This is a genomic window from Lactobacillus hominis DSM 23910 = CRBIP 24.179, from assembly GCF_000296835.1.
Classification (GTDB): domain Bacteria; phylum Bacillota; class Bacilli; order Lactobacillales; family Lactobacillaceae; genus Lactobacillus; species Lactobacillus hominis.
This window is the reverse complement of the sequence record NZ_CAKE01000034.1, coordinates 20,737-41,026: the sequence shown is the minus strand read 5'-3', so window position 1 is coordinate 41,026 and position 20,290 is coordinate 20,737. Positions and strand designations below refer to the sequence as shown.

Genomic DNA, 20,290 nt, shown 5'->3' with positions numbered 1-20,290 from the left:
TAAAAATGAAAGATTTTCCTCAATTAAATCCTGAAAAACAAGTCGGACCAATTGCGACTGCTGAAACTAGTCTCGGCGATATTAAAATAAAATTATTTGAAAAATTAGCACCAATGACAGTAGAAAATTTCGTCAGATTAGCTCAAAAGGGCTATTACAACAACACTACTTTTCATAGAGTTATTTCTGACTTTATGATCCAAGGTGGCGATCCAAAAGGTGATGGCACCGGTGGCGAAAGTATCTGGCATCATCCATTTGAAGATGAATTTTCTGATAAATTATTCAACTTACGCGGGGCTTTATCAATGGCCAATTCCGGTCCAAATACTAATGGCAGCCAGTTCTTTATTGTTCAAAACAAGAATATGCCAAAACGTTACATTCGCGAAATGGAACCTGCAGGATATCCTAAGGAAATTATCAAGGCTTATAAACAAGGCGGAACTCCATGGCTAGATGGTCGCCACAGCGTCTTTGGTATGGTAATTGACGGAATGGACGTCGTAGATAAGATTGCTAAGGTTCCTCGCGATAAGGCAAATGATAAGCCAAAAAAAGATGTAATTATTAAAACCATTAAAATTGATCAGCAAGACTAAGAGGGAAAAACTTTGAATTTTAAAAAATTACTTGATGAAAAAAAGCCCTCTGAATCAAGATTATTAGCTTTATCATTAACTTTTAGCAGTGGTTTTATCGATACTTATACTTATATTCAGCGGGGACATACCTTATCAGCTGGTCAAACCGGTAATATCGTGTTTTTTGCCAATTCGTTAGCAAATCATAATATTCAAGGAATGGTCAATCGTGCATCAACATTTATTGCCTTTACTGCGGGTTTAGTACTTGTCGGAGCTTTACATAAATTTATTAAAAGCAATTATTGGCGAATATTTTGCTTATTTCCAATTATTTTAATTTGTGCAGTAATTGGATTTATTCCAAGTTCAGTGCCTAATTATTATATTGTTCCTGTAATCGCATTTGGCTTGGCCATGCAAAATGCATCTTTTAGCAAAATTGAAGGCATGGGATATAATAATGCGTTTACGACAGGAAATTTAAAGAAATCAGCAGTTGCTTGGAGCGCATATTTCTTTGGTGCAGATAAGTCGCAACACACAGCAGCAGTCAATTATATGTGGTTGGTAATTGCGTTTGCAGTTGGCGCAATAATTTCAGCATTTGTCCAAAAATATTGGGTATTAAAAACAATTTGGCTTGGCGGAATATTACTTTTATTGATAAACATTTTTTATATGATTTCGTTGCATAAGAGAAAAAATAGTTTGATTTAGTGATAAAGTTAATTTTTAAAAACGATAAATATTTAAAGGAAAAATGCTTATGCAATACATAAAGGTAGTATCTAACGATCCTGGGTTACAAATGGATAATGACTACATTCAGGAATAAATAATTTTTATACGCTTAGATAATGTTCAAAAGTAAAGGATATTTATATTCTTTACTTTTTTATTTTTTGAAAGAAGGCGACTACCAACCAAATAATAGCGCTAGGTGGATGAGAAAATAGTTAATAACTTCGTATAATATATATTATGTAAAGTAGAATCAAAAAAATAAAGATTGACATGCATGCAGCCGTTTATGGTTGACGTATTCTAAAACTCAATGTTTAGTACGATTGTATTTATTTGTATGTATTTATTTCAAATTATTATTTTATACAAGTAATCTAAAAATATTTACGTAGTTTTATAATTACAACTAATTAATATCCTGATGTAGATTTTTTAACTAAATCATGGTCAGAACTCTATTTCTGATTTCATAATTCAATGAATAGTTTTTTACTTTCTTAAACGAACAAAATTTAATTGATTGAAAATATATATTCTTTAAATCATTTAATCAAGAATCTAAATTAATCGTTCAAATTTCATGTGCTGAGACGACGATTCTAAGGCCAAGTTCGTTGTTTTTAGTCGTTAATTATCTATTTAAGCAAAAATACTAACTGTAGTATTCAATTTATTAAATAGCCAAAAATTGTTAATTGTTTACTTATTAAAATATGTGTTTTAAATATCTCAATAAATATAAATAGTTAATAGAAATTCAAATTCATTGATTGATAAAACATGCAAGTGAATCGCTGATTTAAAAATGTAATGTAGTAGTAACTCAGATACAAAGGAGCACATCTTGTTAGTATCAACTCCTGTAAGATGTATTTCTTATTTAAAATAAAAATGCTGATATATCGGTATTTATTCAGCTTGCTATCATTAAAACTATAATTTTAATAACAAATATAAAGACCTCTTTTACAAGAGATATTTATAGATTTGGCTGATTGATTTTAAAATTTTCAATTTTTACATTTATTAAATAAAAATTTCATTCGAAATCTTTATTTAGTGAGATGCTGAATTCAATTTACTTGAATTTTATTTTTAAAGATTTTTTGTCCAAATATAAATTAGCTCTACTTACAAAATAAATTATTCAGGTTTATTTAAAAACAAAATTACATATTTAAGCAATCAAATCAATTATGCAGATACTTCAAACACATAAATTCTTAGATTTGCAACTTTAAAAGCATTTAATAACCTCCCTACTTAACAAAACAGCAGGAGAGTGCGATATAAAAAAGTGCAGTTTCGTATTACAAAATGCCCAATTATATGATATTATTTTTATATAAAACATATGTTTGTATTTAACCTATTTTTTGGAGATTAAATAATGGAAACTTCACAATATTTATCATTAATTGAGCAAGAACTAGCAAAGATGCCGGATTTTATTAAAGAATATAATCTTGGTACCTCCCACTCTCTTGCCACCTCCTATCAATATTTGACTGAAATTCGTCGCTTTTTTGATTGGCTTAGACAAGAAAGACTATCTGATTCCAAAACTAACCGAGGCATTTCAACGACTACTTTAGAAAACTTACGTCGAAATGATATTATGCTTTATATTGATTATCTTGGTCATAACAAAAACCAACAAGGTCGCCTTAACTCCCCCACTACAATTAATCGTTCAATTAATGCTCTGCGCTCTTTATATAAATTTCTAACCATCACAGCAGATAATAATCATGGGCAGCCATATTTTGACCGTAACGTGATGTTAAAGATTAATTCGTTAAATAATACTAAAACTTTAAACTACCGTGCACACGTCTTAGAATCGCATATGTACACAGGTGATTTAAAATATCAATTTATGGATTTTTTGGATCAGGAGTATGAGAAAAAGTGCAATAAACAAGCTCTAGTTTCTTTCAAAATGAATAAACAACGTGACATGTCAATTATTGCTTTGATTTTAGGTACTGGTATTAGAGTATCAGAATGTGCTGGAGTAAATTTGTCTAATATCAATCTTAAAGAAGCAACCCTAGACGTTCGGCGTAAAGGTGGTCAGCGCGATAGTGTGCCAATTGCTAACTGGACAATTGATTACATTAAACAATACCAAGACATTCGCAGCGATCGTTATCATGCAGATAAAAATGAACAAGCCTATTTTTTAACTTATTATCATAGAAAAACCAAACGAATTACTACTAATGCCATCGAGAAATTGGTCAATAAATATTCTGCAGCTTTCGGACATCCCTTGACCCCACATAAACTACGTCACACCTTAGCATCAGAACTATACGCTGTGACCAAAGATCAAGTACTAGTAGCCCAGCAATTAGGACAAAAAGGAACTTCTGCTACGGATTTATATACCCACGTTGATCAGCGCAAGCAACGAGCAGCATTAGAAAAAATCTCAGAAGAGAAAAATAACCAGGATACTGAATAATCAGCGTCCTGGTTATTTTTTATTTATCAAAATCTTCGCTCATATCTGGAGTCTCATGATTAGCAATTTTTTCAAAGGCTGCATTTAAGTATTTGTTTTCTGTTCTGTTTACTCCAATGTCATCCCCATTAGTAGTTTGATCTACTAAAACTACAGGATTGCCATCTTTGTCATAACAGAACAAGTAAGTAATATGAAATTCTGCAGCGCCTTTATCATAATTAAAAATTGCTACCACATTGTAGTCATACTTAGAATCACCTTTAGTTACATCAGGATTCCAACCAATATTGATGGAATGACCATTCAATTTGAAAGTTTTTTCCTTGAATACATCTGGGTACTTAACACCACTATTAATTTCTATCGGAGTATGTCCATCATATTCTTTATAGCCATCTTGGTGCATTTGTTCGCCAAAGTATTTCATATAGTCAGATAAATCATTTTTTTGGTTGCTATTCCATAGGCTTTTGCTTGATTTATGCAAATCAGAATTAGAAGAATTAGAATGATTGCTTGCCATCTTAGAACTAAATACAACATTTCTAGCAATATCATTAATATCAGACTTAGAAAATTCGCCATCAAGCTTAGAAATTATCTTATTAAATGAAATTGGAGTTCCATCACCATCAGTATCAACAAAAGTTACATCTTGACCATCTACTGTGTAACCAACACTTGGAGAAACAACATAGAGATTGCCATTGTCAGGTGAATCAACATCATGTTTACCGAAAGTATAAGATCCTGGAGTATAGATTGTAGCTTTTTTAGATTGCAAGTTTGACAAAGCATTAGCCCAATCTTCATTTTTCTTGTATCTCTTAGAAGCATATGCAACGACGAGTGCTGCTTGTTGTTTTGATGACAAGTCTTTATTTTTTAATTTAGAAAGTGCATCGCTATCGGAAGTTGATTTTTTGTGCGATTTAGACTTTTTGACTTTAGCTGATTTTGAAGACTTTGCTTCAAAAGGATGGGCATTGCGTTGATTTTGAATGGTAAAGAACGTTGCGCCGCCTGCTGCTAAAATAATGGCAGCAATTCCAATTCCCCAGCCAATCTTCTTAGCCTTTTTAGGATCAACCTGCTTTTTTTGCGTCGTACGACGATTTGTCGATGGTTGAGGCTGTGGAGTTGGCTTTACTTGATTACTAGTAGGCATTCCTGAAGGCTGTTGGTTTTGGCTAGCTTGCACTTGTTTTGCTTTAGCACTCATTGCTTCGCCACAATTTGGACAAAATTCAGCATTACTTTTAACTGTCTTACCACAATTTGGGCAGAATTTTTGACTCGGCTTTGGCTCAGGTTGTAATATTGGCTTTTGATTTTTTTGAACAAACTTATGCCCGCAGTTGGGACAAAAAGTTGCATCTTCTTTAACTTGCTTTCCGCAGTTAGGACAAAATTTCATAAATAATTTTACCTTCCCATGTGTTTGATAATTTTCATTATACTCGTTTGATGTTATGAAAAAAATATCATTGTACTATAGAAATCCTCCAGAAACTACCCTATCTTCAATTTGCGTTACACTATAGATGAATAGTATTTAATTTAAAGGCTAGGCATTACCATGATCCCAAAAGCAAAGCAAATTTTAGCTAAACCATTTACATCTACATTCTTTTCCATTTTTATTCAAGGAACCTTTGTAGGTATCTTTACTGGTCTAATTGTTGGAATCTTTCGCTGGATAATTGACCATACCATGCAATTTTTGTTTGTCTTTTATCCTTATTTAAATAAGCATCCCTTGTATATTATTGCTTATATTGCTGTGACGATCGTCATTTGTTTATTACTCGGAATAATTATCAAGCCAGAATTAAACAACTTGGTTGGGTCTGGTGTTCCGCAAGTTGAAGCGGTTTTTAGAAATGAAAACCAAATGCACTCGTGGTCTATTTTATGGCGTAAATTTGTTGGTGGCTTACTAGCAATTTGTCCTGGCCTATTTTTAGGACGTGAAGGTCCTTGTATTCAAATGGGAGCAATGGTCGGTCAAGGATTAGGAGAAGACGTCTTTCATATTGAAGGGGACGATTTAAAGCGTCTACAAGGATGTGGAGTTGCGGCTGGCTTAAGTGCTGCTTTTTCTGCACCAATTGCTGGAGTTTTATTTTTAGTTGAAGAAATAACCTTTGACTTCACTCCAAAAACTTGCCTGACATCCTTAGCCGCAGCTATGGCATCTGATTTAATGACCATGCTCTTTTATGGAACAACGCCTTGTTTATATTTACCTGTTAAAGCGACGCTACCTTTAAATTCATATTGGTTTTTAGCAATTATGGGCGTTGTCTTAGGAATTTTAGCTTATGTATACCAATACTGCTTACTTAGCTTAAAACCGTTATATGCAAAAATTAAGTTCATTCCTAGCGCCTTTCACAGCATCATTCCATTATTACTCGTCATCCCTATTGGCTTATGGAATGCAAAATTACTGGGTGGTTCGCATGATTTAATTTCTAGTTTATTTAGTACCAACTATATTTCACATATTGATTCAGGGATGTTAACGTTAGTTTTAGTTCCTCTAATATGGTTTATAGTTCGTTTTGTCTTTTCGATGATTTCTTATGGAGCTTCTGTTCCTGGCGGTATCTTCATGCCAATTCTTGTTTTGGGATCTTTATTAGGCGTTGTTTTTGCAATAATTATGATTCACTTTCATATTGCTCCTAAAAACTGTTATGGTATTATTATCGTTACTGCAATGTGTGCTTATTTTGGAGCAATTGAAAAAGCTCCCTTTACTGCAATCACACTTTTAACAGAAATGGTTGGTACAGTTGAACAAGTTTTACCAATGATCGTGGCAACTTTTATTGCCTACTTTATCTTAGACCTACTTGGCGGACAACCGATTTACGCAGCCTTAAGACGACAAATGCAATATAAATTATTGCCAGGTAAAAAGAAAGTAGCTAAAGGTGCTTAATTTATAATAATGGAGTAAAAATGGAAATTAGAGTCTTACGATATTTTTTAGCAGTTTGTGAAAGCAAAAATATTTCAAAAGCCGCAAATTTGTTGCATATTAGTCAGCCCTCTTTATCTCGTCAATTAAAAAATCTTGAACAAGAATTAGGCGTTGTTTTATTTAAACGCGGACCGCATGAGATTACTTTGACTGAACAAGGTTATTATTTAAGAGATCACTCCCAAGATATTGTTAATATGGTAGAAAAAACCAAGTTAAATATTAGTAAAGACGATGTTATTTCTGGAGAGCTTTATATAGGCGCAGGCGAAAGTATTGCCATGAAGCGGATCATGAAAGTTATTGATTCTATCCTAAAAGATTACCCCGACGTTAGCGTGCATCTTTTAAGCGCTACTGCTCCAATAATCGAATCTAAAATTGATAGTGGCAATTTAGACTTTGCATTACTATGGGCAAACGAAAAGCCGGTAATTATGAAAGTTTGGCTTTGCCTGAAAAAAATGAATATGGCGTAGTTATCTCACATAATCATCTCCTAGCTAAAAGAAAAGAAATTACTGCTCAGGACTTAACTGATTATCCTTTAATAATTTCTCGAAGAAGCAGCAATTCCGACGACTTTCGTGATTTTTGGAGATCAAGCAATATTTTAAATACAGTGCTCACTTTTAACTTAAACTATAATGCCCAGTATCTTTTGAAATATGGTAATTATTGTCTATTTACTTATAAAGATCTGACTAATTTAGAAGATGGCAATTTAATTTATCGTCCTATCAAGCCCAAAGTCTATGACAACAATCGCGTAATTTGGCGCAAGGATATTGAACTTTCTAATGTTGCACAATTATTTTTAAAACGTGTTAAAGAAGACCTTGAAATGGAAAAATAAAAAAGAGCCAAATGGCTCTTTTTTAGTCTATATTCATTTTATCAGGATCCAAGATCCAAGTAATGCCTAATGACTTTTCACCTAAGTGAGTAGCAACTACGGCATCAAAATCTACCATTTCAACTGGTTGATTTGGAAAGGCTTGCTTAAAATCATCAGCCACTTTTTGTGCTTGGGTCGCATCGTTAGAGTTATAAATAATAAATCTCAATTTATCTTTATATGGAGATTCGTTAATTTGCTTAAAAGCAATATCTTCACTCTTTTTAATTGCACGCTTTAATGAACGAACCTTATCAAAGCTCTTAATTTCGTAAGTTTTTGAATCAAAAGTAAGCAATGGCTTGATCTGAAGCATCGTACCGATAAAGGCGCTTGCGTTACTTAAACGGCCACCACGAACCAAGTTTTGAAGATCATCTACCACAAATAAAACCCCGATAGATTTACGCATTTCTTCTAAAGATTTGAAAATTTCTTCAACGCTAAAACCAGCTTTAGCCATTCTAGCAGCCGCAATTGTCATAAATCCCATCGTACGAACAGTCATACCGGAATCAAAAGGATGTAAATTAAATTCAGGATGATTATGTGCAATATCTACTAAAGTGTTGTAAAAGCCGGAAATTGCGGAAGTTAAAGTAATGGTAATAATTGCATCGTAGCCGTCTTTATGGAGATTTTCAAAGAGCTCAAGCATTTTACCTAAAGCTGGTTGAGAAGTTTTAGGGAAAGATGCACCATTTCTCTGCGTTTCAAATAGTTTATTTGCGTCAATATCTACCTTATCAAGGTATTCATGATTATCAATAATAACTGGAATAGGAACAACAGTAATATTGTTTTCTTTTGCTTCTTGAGTAGTGATATCACTTGTACTATCAGTTACGATTGCGATTTTCAAAACAAAAACCTACCTTAAATAAAAATTGCAGTACGACCCGTACTGCATCTACTAGTCAAGTAAAGATTATAGCATAAGAAACCATCTTTTTTAAGTAATATCTATATTTTGCTCTTACTCAAATTAGTGGCAATTGTCATTAACTGACTAGAAAAAACACTCTTTTCTTCATTATTTAAAGTCTTTAAAAGATCGGAACTAATTTGATTTAGTTCTTTTTTTAATTCTGCAACTTTTTTAATGCCATCGCTATTTAATGAAAGCAACTTACTCGAATCAGTTTTTGAGCGCGTTACATTCACCAATTCTAAAGTTCTTTTTTGATTAATTTGTCTACTTAAAGTAGATAGAGAAATGTCTAGCTTATTTGCTAACTCGCCCATTGTTAATATCTCATTATTATTTGCATCAAAAAACAATAATAAACGAGTTTGAGATTGGTTCAAACCACATTTTTGATTAATGAGTCGCTTAATTTCGTCACCAATTATATTAAATATTAAAACGTCTAAAGTCATTTTAAGTATTTCCTTATAGCCATATATAATTTATTTCTTATGCTTATTCATAAGATTTGTCTTTGCTTACTAAGTAATTCTATCTCAAACAAGCTAATTTCACAAGCTAATTTCCTCTATTTGTGAAATTATCACATGTATTAGTTAATACTTTCACAAGTACTGATATAATTAGGTTTTAGCTAAAAACAAATAAAAATAGTATAATTAATAAGATAGTTTTTAAGAGGTGATTTGATGGCTTTTGATGGCTTATTTATACATAGTTTATTAACTGATTTAACTCCTAAATTATTAAAGGCAAAACTAACTAAAATTTATCAGCCTTTTGATTATGATTTAGTACTTAACTTTAGAAAAGACAGAAAAAATCAAAAATTATTGATTTCGGCAAATGCACAAAATCCGCGTTTCTATATAACTAATGAAAATATCGTCAATCCAGACGTAGCCCCTACTTTTGTAATGGTGCTAAGAAAATACTTGGAAGGTTCTATTTTAAATAAAGTTGAACAAATTGGTGTCGAAAGAATTGTTAACTTCCATTTTTCTAATCGCAATGAATTAGGAGATGAAGTTCAATTAGTTCTTTCCGTAGAATTAATGGGCAAACATAGTAATGTAATTCTCTATAATGCAACTGACAACAAGATCATTGATCTGCTTAAGAGAATTAATCCTGATGAAAACCGGGCGCGTTTATTGTTGCCTCATGCTAGCTATGAGCTTCCTCCCCTACTTTCAGGGTTAAATGGTTTTAACTTTAGTGAAGAAAAATTCAATAAATTAAAATCTGAAATTCCAGAGCCAGCTGACTTTGTTAAATCATTTAATGGGTTAGACGGTGATGATCGAAAAGAATTTTTAGGATATTTAGAAGATGATTTTTCCTATAGTTCTTTAAAAACATTCTTTGATCATTTTGATCGTCCAAAAGGTTATGTTTTGCAGACACCAAGGCATAAAGATCGTTTCTTCATTTATTTGCCTTACCATCTAGATTTAACTTTAATTAGTTCTAATCAAAATGTTAATGCCGCACTAGACGATTTTTATAAAGAGCAAGCCAATAAGCAATGGGTGCGCCAAAAGTCTAAGCAGATTGAAAATGTGGTTTCTAATGAAAGAAAGAAATTAGCTAAAAAATTAGTTAAGCTAAACAAGCAGCTTGATCAAGCAGAAAATTCTGAAAGCTACCGTATCAAAGGTGAATTATTAAATACTTATTTGCATGAAGTAAAACCTGGCATGACGTCGATTTCTTTGCCTAATTACTATGAAAACAATCAACCTTTGAAGATCAAACTTGATCCAGCATTACCACCTGCTCGCAACGCACAAAAATACTTTACTCGCTATCAAAAATTAAGAAATTCAATCAAGCATATTAATGAGCAGCTGAAGATTACTCAAGAAAACCTAGATTATTTCGATTCTGTTCAAACAGCCATTGATAATGCCGAACCACAAGATATCGATGCAATTAGAGATGAATTGACCAATCAAGGCTATCTAAAAAAGCAAAATGTGCACCAGCGTAAAAAGAAGATTACTGAAAAGACTTTGAATGAATTCAAATTAGATGATGGTAAAGTTATCTTGGTTGGTAAAAACAATTATCAAAATGATTGGTTAACTCTTAAAAAGGCCAATAAAAAAGATTATTGGTTCCACGTTAAGAATATCCCCGGTTCACACGTCATTTTGCAAGACGAAAATCCAACAGATGATGATATCAAACAAGCTGCTGAAATTGCGGCCTACTTTTCTAAAGCAAAGCATTCAGCTCATGTGCCAGTTGATTACGTGCAAGTTAAACGAATTAAAAAGCCTAACGGCGCAAAGCCTGGTTTTGTAATTTACACCGGTCAGCATTCAATTGAAGTAACCCCTCACGAAAAAGAAGTTCTAAGTAAACGAATCCAATAAAAAAATAGCTTATCTCAATTACGAGATGAGCTATTTATTTTACATAAATTTATTTATGTTTAAAGTGGCTGAGTAGTCATGGCCATCATTTCTAAAACAGTCAACACATCTTCAGCCGATTGCAAACTAGAAAATACCGGAATATGCGTACTCAAAGCCTGGTCCTTAATCATAATGGCATCCATGCTGGCGGAATCTGAAAGATTTGTCACATTGATTACCATATTGATTTTATGTTGGCTAATTTTTTCCAGTAAACTATTGCTGCCTTCTTGGATCTTTTCAATAATTCCGGTCGTAATTCCCTCTTCTGCCAAAATATTGGCCGTACCTTCTGTTGCTAGTAAACTGAAACCTAATTTATGAAAGCGAGCTGCAATATCGATTGCTTTGCTCTTTTCAGAATCTTTAACAGAAATAAAGACAGTGCCATACGATGGAATAATCAGATTACTTGCTTCATATCCTTTATATAAAGCAACTTCTAGTCTTTGTGCTTGCCCTATGACTGACCCAGAGGTTTTCATCTTGGAATCAAAGGTATTATCGCTACGATAACCGAGGTAAGAAAATACTGGCATTTTTACATGAATTAAATCATTAGTTGGCCAAACATCGTTTGCACACCCTAATTCTTCTAAAGTTGCACCTAGTAATACTTTGGTTGCTATTGCTGCAATATCTTGACGTAAAGATTTACTTAAAAATGCAACATTGTGTCCAGCATAAGTTTTTATCTGTAAAACATAAAGCTGATCATTTGAAAATAGAACGTGCAAGTTAATGGGACCACGCAAATGCATTTGACTTGCAATATTGACTGCTGCTTCACGCAAAATTCTCTGCTTATTAGAAGATAAGTTTTGCGCACTAAAGACGGCGATTGAATCTGATGCGTGGGAGCCAGTTTGTTCAAAGTGTTCAATAATTCCTGGAATTGTTACGTTTTCCCCATCAGAGATGACCGTAATCTCATATTTATCACCTTCGATAAATTTAGAAATCATCATTTCATCAAGATCATTCTCAGAGATATATTTATTCAAAGCCGGCATATCAAAAACAACGGCTGACTTTAACTTCTTTTTATTGCTGCGACCGCCGATTAACAATGGAAATTCATGTTCATTAGCAAAATCGAGTACTTCTTGTTTATCCTTAGTATCAAGAGCAGGAACAGGATTTACACCAGCATTTAGAATTTGTTTAGTGCGATCTTGCTCTAAGACTTCTTTAACATTATCTTGACCCAAAATCTTAAGTCCATGCTTCAAAAGTGCTGGGCGGTACTGATTAATTTGCTTACCAGAAAATTGTGTCATAACATATTCAATATTTTCTTTGCGAGCAACTGCCAAAATATTTTCTAAAGTAATTGACTCAAAATAAACGCGATCGCAAACATCGTACGAATTAGAGATGCTTTCTGGATTGTTTGAAATAATAATTGGACTAATGCTCTGCTCTTTTAGAGTTTTTGCTACATGATAAATCATATAGTCGAATTCGCCAGTTAAAGAAACCTGAAATGGCTTTAATCCTAAAAGTAAACATTTCTTAGGAGTTTCAATAGGTTTTACTTCGTTTTCAACCCCATAAGCACTATAAACTGCATCAATTTTTGGCGTTTCAAGACCTGCAGTCCCATCAATTTGAACATAAGATGGAAATATATTGTTTTTAAGCAATAAGTCTTCAACTTCATCTTCGCTTACTTTAGCAATATGAGCGATTAATTTATCAGAAAAGCCATTAATCTTTGCTTTATGTAACAAGTGCGCATCAAGATCTTGCTCGCGTAATTCTCTCATCAGCAATGTTAAATGATTAATCTTTTGTAAGAAAACAGGATGAATATGCAAAATTTTGTGTAGAGTTTTATAGTCTAAACCTTTGGCTACAGCCGCAAATAAAACAATCAAATGGCTTTCATCCATCTTTTGCAAATCGTCAATGATTTCTTCTTTTGATTTTTCAACTTCAGCTTCAAAAATGTGATAATTATTCGCAAAATTAGTCGTTGCCTGAATCGCTTTCATAAAAGCTGACTCAAAACTGCGTCCAATACCTAATGCTTGACCGCTTGAGCTTGGATGGTTGCTGAGCTTGTAGTGGTTATAGCCTGATTCAATAAATGACCAATATGGCAATTTAACGCTGCAAGCATCTTTGATTGGCTCAATTGAAGCATTCAATCCAGATTGCGGATCGATAATTTCATTTAAGTTATAGCCGACTGCGACCTTCGCCGTAATATAGCCGATACTATAAATACTGCTACGATATCCAAGCAAAGTGGTCTTAGTTAAACGCGGCTTAACTGATAAGATCTTATAGTTAAATTGTTCGCCATCTTGTTTAACAGCAAAGTGAACTACAATTGCACCATGAATATTCAAAATATCGGCAATCTTGCGCACGCAATTTCTCAACTGTTGAATCTGATTGTTATTGCGGGTTAAAATTGGTGAAACCAGCAAAGAATCTGCCGCATTAATTTTAACCGGTTCTAAACTACCTAAACTATTGAAGAAACAAAAGTTACCATTATTATCACGAATAACATCAAAAATCAGCTCTTCCCAATTTGATAAATCTTCATTTAAAAAATAATTATCTAAATTGAAATGATCCTGTACTTGCTGTTTTTCAAAATACTGTCTTACTTCGCTAATATTTTTCAAACTTTGGTGTACATCTGGGCGATAAAGCTCTTTTTTAGTTACACGTAAAGGATAATGGGCATATTTTAGCGTTTCTTCGATATTATCTAAGTCATTAATCACCCATTGGTTGGCAACTGGCAATTTATTTTGTGCTAAAAAATCATGAAACTTCTTATTATCTTGCAGCTGCAAAGTTAAATTATTTAAGCTGAGCAAAGAAATATGCATATCATCTAAAATGCCGTCTTTTTGCAGTTGTCTGGTTAAATTAAGAGCAGGCTTTCCGCCAAATGCACTAATCAAAGCATCAGGCTTTTCCATGCGTAGAACTCTTTTGACGAAAGTTAAAGTCATTGGTTCTAAATAAACACGCACATTTTTTCTGGGATCAGTTTCAATTGTTGCCGGATTGGGATTAATCAAGACAATCTGCAAGTTATCTTCTGATAAAGCCTGCAAGGCTTGCTCGGCTAAAATATCCATTTCGGAAACTTCACCTACAATGCTAGGACCTGCCCCAATTATCAAAACCTTATTTATCTCATTATGTAGTGGCATTTTCTCACTCCATCATTTGTAAAAATTGATCATAAATACTTACAGCATCAAAGTTTCCCGGAGATCCTTCTGGATTAAATGCCGAGGCTAAAATCTTTTCTTTCTTTAAACTGAAGCCAGCGATCAAATCAGAACGAATGTCATAATATACTTTTGAAAAATTCAAAGAAATATTTTCAGGCAAAACGAGTTTATCGATATTCATTGCTGTTTGCCAAATTTTATTAGTGGACTGCTCAATCACTGGGAAGTTGCTCCCATTGTAAGGTGGCACTAAGTCGAATAATTCTAGATCTAAATAGTCGGCAATGGTTAAAAAGCCTAAGCCGATTCCTAAAATTGGCAATTTGCCGTAAAAATAATCAAACATTGGCTTTAAAGCATTACGAATTTCTTTAACATCGCTTGGTCCGTTAGATAGAACAATTGCATCTGGTCGAATATTTACAATGTCATAAATAGAAGCATTGTATGGCAGCACTACGCTGTTGATTTTTCTTAAAGAAAGAGAGCGCAATAAAGAGTGCTTCAAACCTAAGTCAATAACCGCTACGGTCTTGCCAATATTAGGTGCGGCATAAGCATTAGAAGTAGAAATTTGGGCGGTTTTATTTTTAGGTAAAACTAGCGCGCGAATTTGATCAAAAGCATGATCATCGTCGGTATCCATGATAGAAGCTTTGATGACGCGCTTGGTTTTCAACTTTTTGACGATCGCACGAGTATCTACGCCATAAATTGCAGGAATACGTTTTTCTTTTAAAAAGTCATCCAGATCTTGGAAGCTACTACTTTCAGAAATATGAAAAGCAATATCATTGGCAATAATTCCTTTAACGCTTGGATCGATAGACTCATAATCAATTGCGTTAATACCACTGCCGCCAATCATAGGTGTAGTGAAAGTAAGGATTTTTCCAAAATTAGCTGGATCAGAAATAGCTTCTTGATAGCCAAAATTGGCAGTTTGAATTGCGAGTTCTCCCGTTGAAATGGTAGTGGCGCCAAAACCATGGCCACTAAAAGCACTACCATCTTCTAAAATTAAATATCTTTTCACGCTAAGTTCACTTCTTCATTGATTCTTTTCTTAGATTATCAAGTTGCTCTTGAAAAATTGCTGGCACAGGAGCTGAAAACTCTAGCCACTTGTGAGTTGCAGGATGTTCAAAACCCAAAGTTGCTGCATGCAAAAACTGACCATTTCCCTTTAAGGTTTTTTTAGGTCCATACAATGGATCACCAGCAATCGGATGGCCAATATAACGCATATGGACACGGATTTGATGTGTGCGTCCTGTTTCTAAAACGCATTTAACTAGGGCATAATTTTTAAATTGCTCTAATACTTCAAAGTGCGTAATAGCTTTTTTACCTTTAGGATTTACTGCCATTTGCTTACGATTATTAGGGTTGCGACCAATTGGAGCGTTAATTACGCCAATCTTTGCTTCAAAATTACCATGGACAATGGCTAAATATTCGCGTTTGTTAGTCTTATGAGCTAATTGGTCTTCTAAACTTTCGCGAGCTTTATCGTTTTTGGCAATCATTAATAAGCCTGATGTATCTTTATCAATGCGATGCACGATTCCAGGTCTAAAACCTTCAGGACTCTTTGCTAAATCTTGCGTATGATACAAAAGACCGTTAACTAATGTATGGTCGGGATGCCCTGCTGAAGGGTGAACCACCACGCCTTGAGGCTTATTAACGACGATCACATCTTGATCTTCATAAACGACGTCTAAGTTCATATCTTGAGCACTCAAAGATAAAGGCTTCTTAGGTGGAATAGTGACACTAATTTTATCGCCGCTTTCCAGTTTATACGAAGCCTTAACTACCTTATCATTCACTAAGATATTCTTATCATCAATCAGCTCTTGCACTCTCGTGCGACTTAACTCATCAATTTCTTGAGCGAGAAATTTATCCAAGCGCCCTTTTTGATCAGAAATTTTAAAAGTAAAGTTTTCTGCCATAGCCTACTTTCCCTCAAACTTTTTATCATTATCCATAAATAAAATATAGATAAATACTAAAATAATGCCTACTGTAATTGCACTATCGGCAATATTAAAAATATTAAAGTTAACAAAATCTAGCTGAAACATATCAATTACATACTTTAAGTGCAAACGGTCTACAAAATTACCAACTATTCCACCTAACACTAAGGCTAAACCGGTGTCAAATAAAGGATTGGCATATTTGGGATTAAATAGATAATAAATCACGACAATGATGGCTGCAATAGTAATCAAGTAAAATAACCACATTTGACCCGATAAAATGTTCCAAGCAGCACCATCATTTCTTAAATAATAAAACGACAAAACGTGAGGGATCACGTTCTTCACTTCTCCCACACGCATCGTCGAAACTATATAATTTTTAAGCCATTGGTCTAAGGCCACAACAAAGATAGAAATTAATAAATATAAAACTTGTTTAGATTTTTTCATTAAAATAAACCAGAGATTTTTCCGTTATTATCAACATCAATGTCCAATGCAGCAGGATGCTTTGGTAAACCAGGCATATCTAAAATATGACCAGTTGAAACCACAATAAATCTTGCTCCATTTTTAAGGGCTAAATTTTTAACATGCAAAGTGAAGTTTTCTGGAGCTCCAAGTTGCTTTTTGTCATCAGTAAATGAAGCTTGCGTTTTAGCAATGATCACTGGCAATTTATCTTTGCCCATCTTCTTGATTTCTTCTAATTGGCTTAATGCCTTATCAGAATATTCAATATCACCGGCATGATAAATGTTCTTAGCGATCTTTTCAATCTTAGTTTGTAGATCATCATCTTCATTATATAATGGCTTGAATTCGCCACCTTGATCAGCTAATGAAACTAGCTTTTCAGCTGCTTTTATACCGCCTTTTGATCCTTGATCGTGGTAAGAAACCACTTCGCAATCAAAGCCGTCTTCTTGTACTAATTCTTTCAAACGTGCAATTTCAGCTGGAGTATCAGTAGCAAATCGGTTAATCAAAACTAAAACTGGTAAACCATAGCGAGCCATGTTTTCCATATGACGCTTCAAGTTGCCAAAGCCGTCTTCTAAGGCTGCAATGTTTTCTTGATCTAAGTTATCAGTTGTCTTTTCTGATTGATACTTCAAAGCTCTAACAGTAGCTACTACTGCCACTGCATCTGGACGCTTGTCTAAGTGCTTAGAAACAAAGTCCATGAACTTTTGACCACCTAAATCAGCACCAAAGCCTGCTTCAGTTAAAACATAGTCGCTAACATGCAAAGCAAAGTTAGTTGCGATAACGGAGTTTGCACCGTGAGCAATGTTAGCAAATGGTCCGCCGTGAACTAATGCTGGAGTATGTTCCAAAGTTTGAACAAGGTTTGGCTTTAGAGCAGTTGAAAGAAGTGCTGCAATTGCACCTTCAAAGCCTAAATCTTTAACAAAGATTGGCTTATTATCAGTTGAATAACCAACAAGCATGTCGCCAATTCTCTTTTTCAAATCATCAATATCAGTTGCCAAACATAAAATAGCCATTAATTCATTAGCTACAGTGATTGCAAAACTGCTTTCATGTTCAACTCCGTTAAAACGAGAGCCTTGTCCAACAGTGATCTTTCTTAAACTACGATCATTCACATCAATTCCGCGCTTAAGCAAAATCTTGTTTGGATCTAAGTTAAGGCTATTGTCTTGGTATAAATAGTTATCTACTAAAGCAGCTAAAGTGTCAATTGCACTAGTTAAAGCATGCATATCGCCAGTAAAGTGCAAGTTGATGTCTTCCATAGGGATGATTTGAGCATATCCTCCACCAGTAGCTCCGCCTTTAAGGCCAAAAACAGGTCCCATTGACGGTTCACGTAAGGCAATCATCGCATTTTTATGCAATTGATTTCTGAAGGCGTCTCCTAAACCAATCGTAATTGTTGACTTGCCTTCTCCAGCAGGAGTTGGTGAAATAGACGTAACTAAGATTAACTTACCCAACTTAGAGTTTGCTCTTTTTTCATTAAGAGCCTTCCAAGTAATCTTAGCCTTATCAGAGCCATATAATTCAATTTCATCTTTATTTAAGCCAATTTTTTCAGCAATTTCTTGAATAGGTAATTCTTCAGTATTTTGTGCAATTTTAATATCAGTTTCCATTGGCGTTCTTCTTTCTTTTAATCGTTAAAACATAGTAATTCTCATATTCATCTTTAATTTTATAAATCTCGAAGGCATGCCACTGATACATTAATTGTAATTTCGAAACTTCTGTTTTCTTACGGTAAGGAAGTTTTAAATAAATTTTTTTATTATCTTCTTCAAAATAAGAATAAATTAAAGTATATATTAGTAAAATTCCAAAAAGACTACATAATACCAAACTAGGTATGCTTAAAGATTTATTACTTTCATAGGCAACGCACACGCCAATAAAGACAAGTGCCAATAACCAAGAATAATAAATTATTCCTGGAACTCCTAGAAAGATAAAATGTCGCTTCATTAGAATTTAGGTCCCACCTTTTTTAGACTTCAATTTTCATTATACCAGAAATAATACAGATGCTTTTTGTTTCTGCATCAGTTTTAGTTTAAAATAAGATTTACGAAGAAAAAGTGGAGGAAATATTACTATGAAAATAGGTGTTATCACTGATAGTTCAGCTTACTTATCTAAAGAGCAAGCTGCAAAATATAATATTGACGTTATTCCTATTCCAATTATCTGGGGCGACAAAACTTATTACGATTTAGTTGATATTGGCTTTAAAGAATTTTATCAAAAACTTGCCGATTCTAAAGATTTGCCAACGACTTCTCAACCTGCTATTGGCGAAATTCAAAAACATATCAATAAATTCGTCGAGCAAGGCTATACTGACTTAATCTTTATTCCAATCTCAAGTGGATTGTCTAGTTCTTATAACACAGTTGTCAGCATTGCTGAACAAGAAAAAAGAATTAACATCCACCCATTTGATCCACGCGTAACTTGTGCAGGTGAAGCTGACTGTGCAATGCTTGCTGGAAAATTAGCAATGCAAGGCGCAGATGTGGATTTGATTATGCATGACTTAGAAGATTTGCGTAATACCTTAGACGTTAGGTTTATGGTTGACAACCTCAACCACTTAAAACGCACCGGACGTTTATCAAATGCAGCCAGTTTTGTTGGTTCTATTTTAAAAATCAAGCCAATTTTATCAATGGATGTCCAAAATAAAGGTAAAATTTCAGCAATTGCCAAAGAACGTCAATACAAACGCGCTTATAACCACATTAAGAAAGATTTTACTGAATTAATTAAGGATGTTCCTTACCCGGTTCACTTAACTATATTCCATGCCGATGACGAAGAAAAAGAAAATGCTTGGGTAAGCAACTATCAAGAAAGCTTTCCTGATGTGAAAGTTGACCAGAGCATTATTGGACCAGTTGTCGGCGTTCATGTTGGTCAACATACTATTGCCATGATCTGGGGTAGAGATATTGATTCATACTTCGATGAAGATGGGAAACCACTTTCTAAAGAAGAAATTCACTCACCTGTTTTAAATGATGATTAACTTTAAGGTATAAAAATACTGTTAGATCTTAGTTGTTACACTTTGATTTAACAGTATTTTTTTACTTATTATTCTATTTTACATAATTTTTATTATGTGCTTATTTATACTTAGTTTATTGACACTTATTTCATCATAAACTTAGCACTAACTTCGACATCAACTACTTGTCTTGGTTCAACAATAATATCTTGCGTAATTCATATCGCCAAACTTGGTTTTAATTCTGCTTACTTCAACTCCCTTTTCACCGCAGTTTGGACATGTAACAGTGTAAAGGGATGGATATTTAATTAAATTAGTCATTTTGTTTTTTCCTTAGGTACATTCTTCAATGAGGTTAAATAATTATTTAACATAAACTATTTTTAATGCTTATTTGCTTGCAAAGCTTGAGCTTCAATAATTTTATTTTTAATAGGTTCTAAATTAATAAGTTTCTCCATCCATTTAGTAAAGTTAGCTATCACCAAAAATGGGGAAGACATTGCCTAAAATGGCAATATCTTCCCC

At 33.7% G+C, this 20,290-nt stretch carries 15 protein-coding genes and 1 pseudogene; 7 read left to right on the top strand and 9 right to left on the bottom strand.

Annotation, left to right across the window (positions count from 1 at the left end; genetic code table 11):
* Positions 1-5 precede the first annotated feature (5 nt).
* From BN55_RS08920 to xerS, 3 genes are all read left to right on the top strand, one after another.
* A complete protein-coding gene (locus tag BN55_RS08920; RefSeq protein ID WP_008471795.1) occupies positions 6-602 on the top strand; it encodes a peptidylprolyl isomerase in 597 nt (198 codons plus the stop codon).
* A gap of 12 nt (positions 603-614) precedes the next feature.
* Positions 615-1,304 (top strand): YoaK family protein, encoded by a 690-nt coding sequence (locus BN55_RS08915; protein WP_008471794.1) that lies wholly within the window; start codon positions 615-617, stop codon positions 1,302-1,304.
* Between the two features lie 1,417 nt (positions 1,305-2,721).
* Complete coding sequence (gene xerS, locus BN55_RS08910; RefSeq protein ID WP_008471792.1) at positions 2,722-3,801, top strand: tyrosine recombinase XerS; 1,080 nt, start codon at positions 2,722-2,724, stop codon at positions 3,799-3,801.
* 19 nt (positions 3,802-3,820) lie between these two features.
* Here xerS and BN55_RS09635 read toward each other — a convergent pair whose 3' ends face one another.
* Positions 3,821-5,221, bottom strand: a complete 1,401-nt coding sequence (locus tag BN55_RS09635; RefSeq protein ID WP_008471791.1) for a DUF4767 domain-containing protein — start codon at positions 5,219-5,221, stop codon at positions 3,821-3,823.
* Between the two features lie 162 nt (positions 5,222-5,383).
* On the opposite strand from BN55_RS09635, the gene BN55_RS08900 reads away from it, so the two are divergent.
* Both BN55_RS08900 and BN55_RS10375 read left to right on the top strand, forming a co-directional pair.
* Positions 5,384-6,754, top strand: a complete 1,371-nt coding sequence (locus tag BN55_RS08900) for a ClC family H(+)/Cl(-) exchange transporter (protein ID WP_008471790.1) — start codon at positions 5,384-5,386, stop codon at positions 6,752-6,754.
* A gap of 20 nt (positions 6,755-6,774) precedes the next feature.
* A pseudogene (locus tag BN55_RS10375) lies at positions 6,775-7,652 on the top strand (LysR family transcriptional regulator).
* Positions 7,653-7,674: 22 nt separating this feature from the next.
* Here the strand turns inward: BN55_RS10375 and BN55_RS08890 are convergent.
* Together BN55_RS08890 and BN55_RS08885 are read right to left on the bottom strand one after the other, a co-directional pair.
* Complete coding sequence (locus tag BN55_RS08890) at positions 7,675-8,556, bottom strand: DegV family protein (RefSeq protein WP_008471787.1); 882 nt, start codon at positions 8,554-8,556, stop codon at positions 7,675-7,677.
* A 101-nt stretch (positions 8,557-8,657) separates the two neighbouring features.
* Positions 8,658-9,074 carry a MarR family winged helix-turn-helix transcriptional regulator gene (locus BN55_RS08885; RefSeq protein WP_008471785.1) on the bottom strand — a complete coding sequence of 139 codons (417 nt, stop codon included), beginning with the start codon at positions 9,072-9,074 and terminating at the stop codon, positions 8,658-8,660.
* A 237-nt stretch (positions 9,075-9,311) separates the two neighbouring features.
* Between BN55_RS08885 and BN55_RS08880 the strand changes: the two genes are divergently transcribed.
* On the top strand, positions 9,312-11,003 hold the full coding sequence (locus BN55_RS08880; protein WP_008471784.1) for an Rqc2 family fibronectin-binding protein: 1,692 nt from the start codon (positions 9,312-9,314) through the stop codon (positions 11,001-11,003).
* A gap of 59 nt (positions 11,004-11,062) precedes the next feature.
* Here BN55_RS08880 and BN55_RS08875 read toward each other — a convergent pair whose 3' ends face one another.
* The 6 genes from BN55_RS08875 to BN55_RS08850 are packed head-to-tail and all read right to left on the bottom strand — an operon-like array spanning position 11,063 to position 18,714.
* Entirely contained in the window at positions 11,063-14,227 is a 3,165-nt protein-coding gene (locus tag BN55_RS08875; RefSeq protein WP_008471783.1) for a carbamoyl phosphate synthase large subunit, read from the bottom strand.
* 4 nt (positions 14,228-14,231) lie between these two features.
* Positions 14,232-15,287 carry a carbamoyl phosphate synthase small subunit gene (locus BN55_RS08870; protein WP_008471782.1) on the bottom strand — a complete coding sequence of 352 codons (1,056 nt, stop codon included), beginning with the start codon at positions 15,285-15,287 and terminating at the stop codon, positions 14,232-14,234.
* Between the two features lie 7 nt (positions 15,288-15,294).
* On the bottom strand, positions 15,295-16,212 hold the full coding sequence (locus BN55_RS08865) for an RluA family pseudouridine synthase (RefSeq protein ID WP_008471780.1): 918 nt from the start codon (positions 16,210-16,212) through the stop codon (positions 15,295-15,297).
* Positions 16,213-16,215: 3 nt separating this feature from the next.
* Positions 16,216-16,695: a signal peptidase II gene (lspA, locus tag BN55_RS08860; RefSeq protein ID WP_008471779.1), complete on the bottom strand. Its 480-nt coding sequence runs from the start codon at positions 16,693-16,695 to the stop codon at positions 16,216-16,218.
* Positions 16,695-18,368 carry a formate--tetrahydrofolate ligase gene (locus tag BN55_RS08855; RefSeq protein ID WP_008471778.1) on the bottom strand — a complete coding sequence of 558 codons (1,674 nt, stop codon included), beginning with the start codon at positions 18,366-18,368 and terminating at the stop codon, positions 16,695-16,697. Before BN55_RS08855 ends, lspA begins: the two co-directional genes overlap by 1 nt.
* Positions 18,358-18,714 (bottom strand): EbsA family protein, encoded by a 357-nt coding sequence (locus tag BN55_RS08850; RefSeq protein ID WP_008471777.1) that lies wholly within the window; start codon positions 18,712-18,714, stop codon positions 18,358-18,360. Before BN55_RS08850 ends, BN55_RS08855 begins: the two co-directional genes overlap by 11 nt.
* A 130-nt stretch (positions 18,715-18,844) precedes the next feature.
* Between BN55_RS08850 and BN55_RS08845 the strand changes: the two genes are divergently transcribed.
* On the top strand, positions 18,845-19,777 hold the full coding sequence (locus BN55_RS08845) for a DegV family protein (RefSeq protein ID WP_008471775.1): 933 nt from the start codon (positions 18,845-18,847) through the stop codon (positions 19,775-19,777).
* Positions 19,778-20,290: the final 513 nt, after the last annotated feature.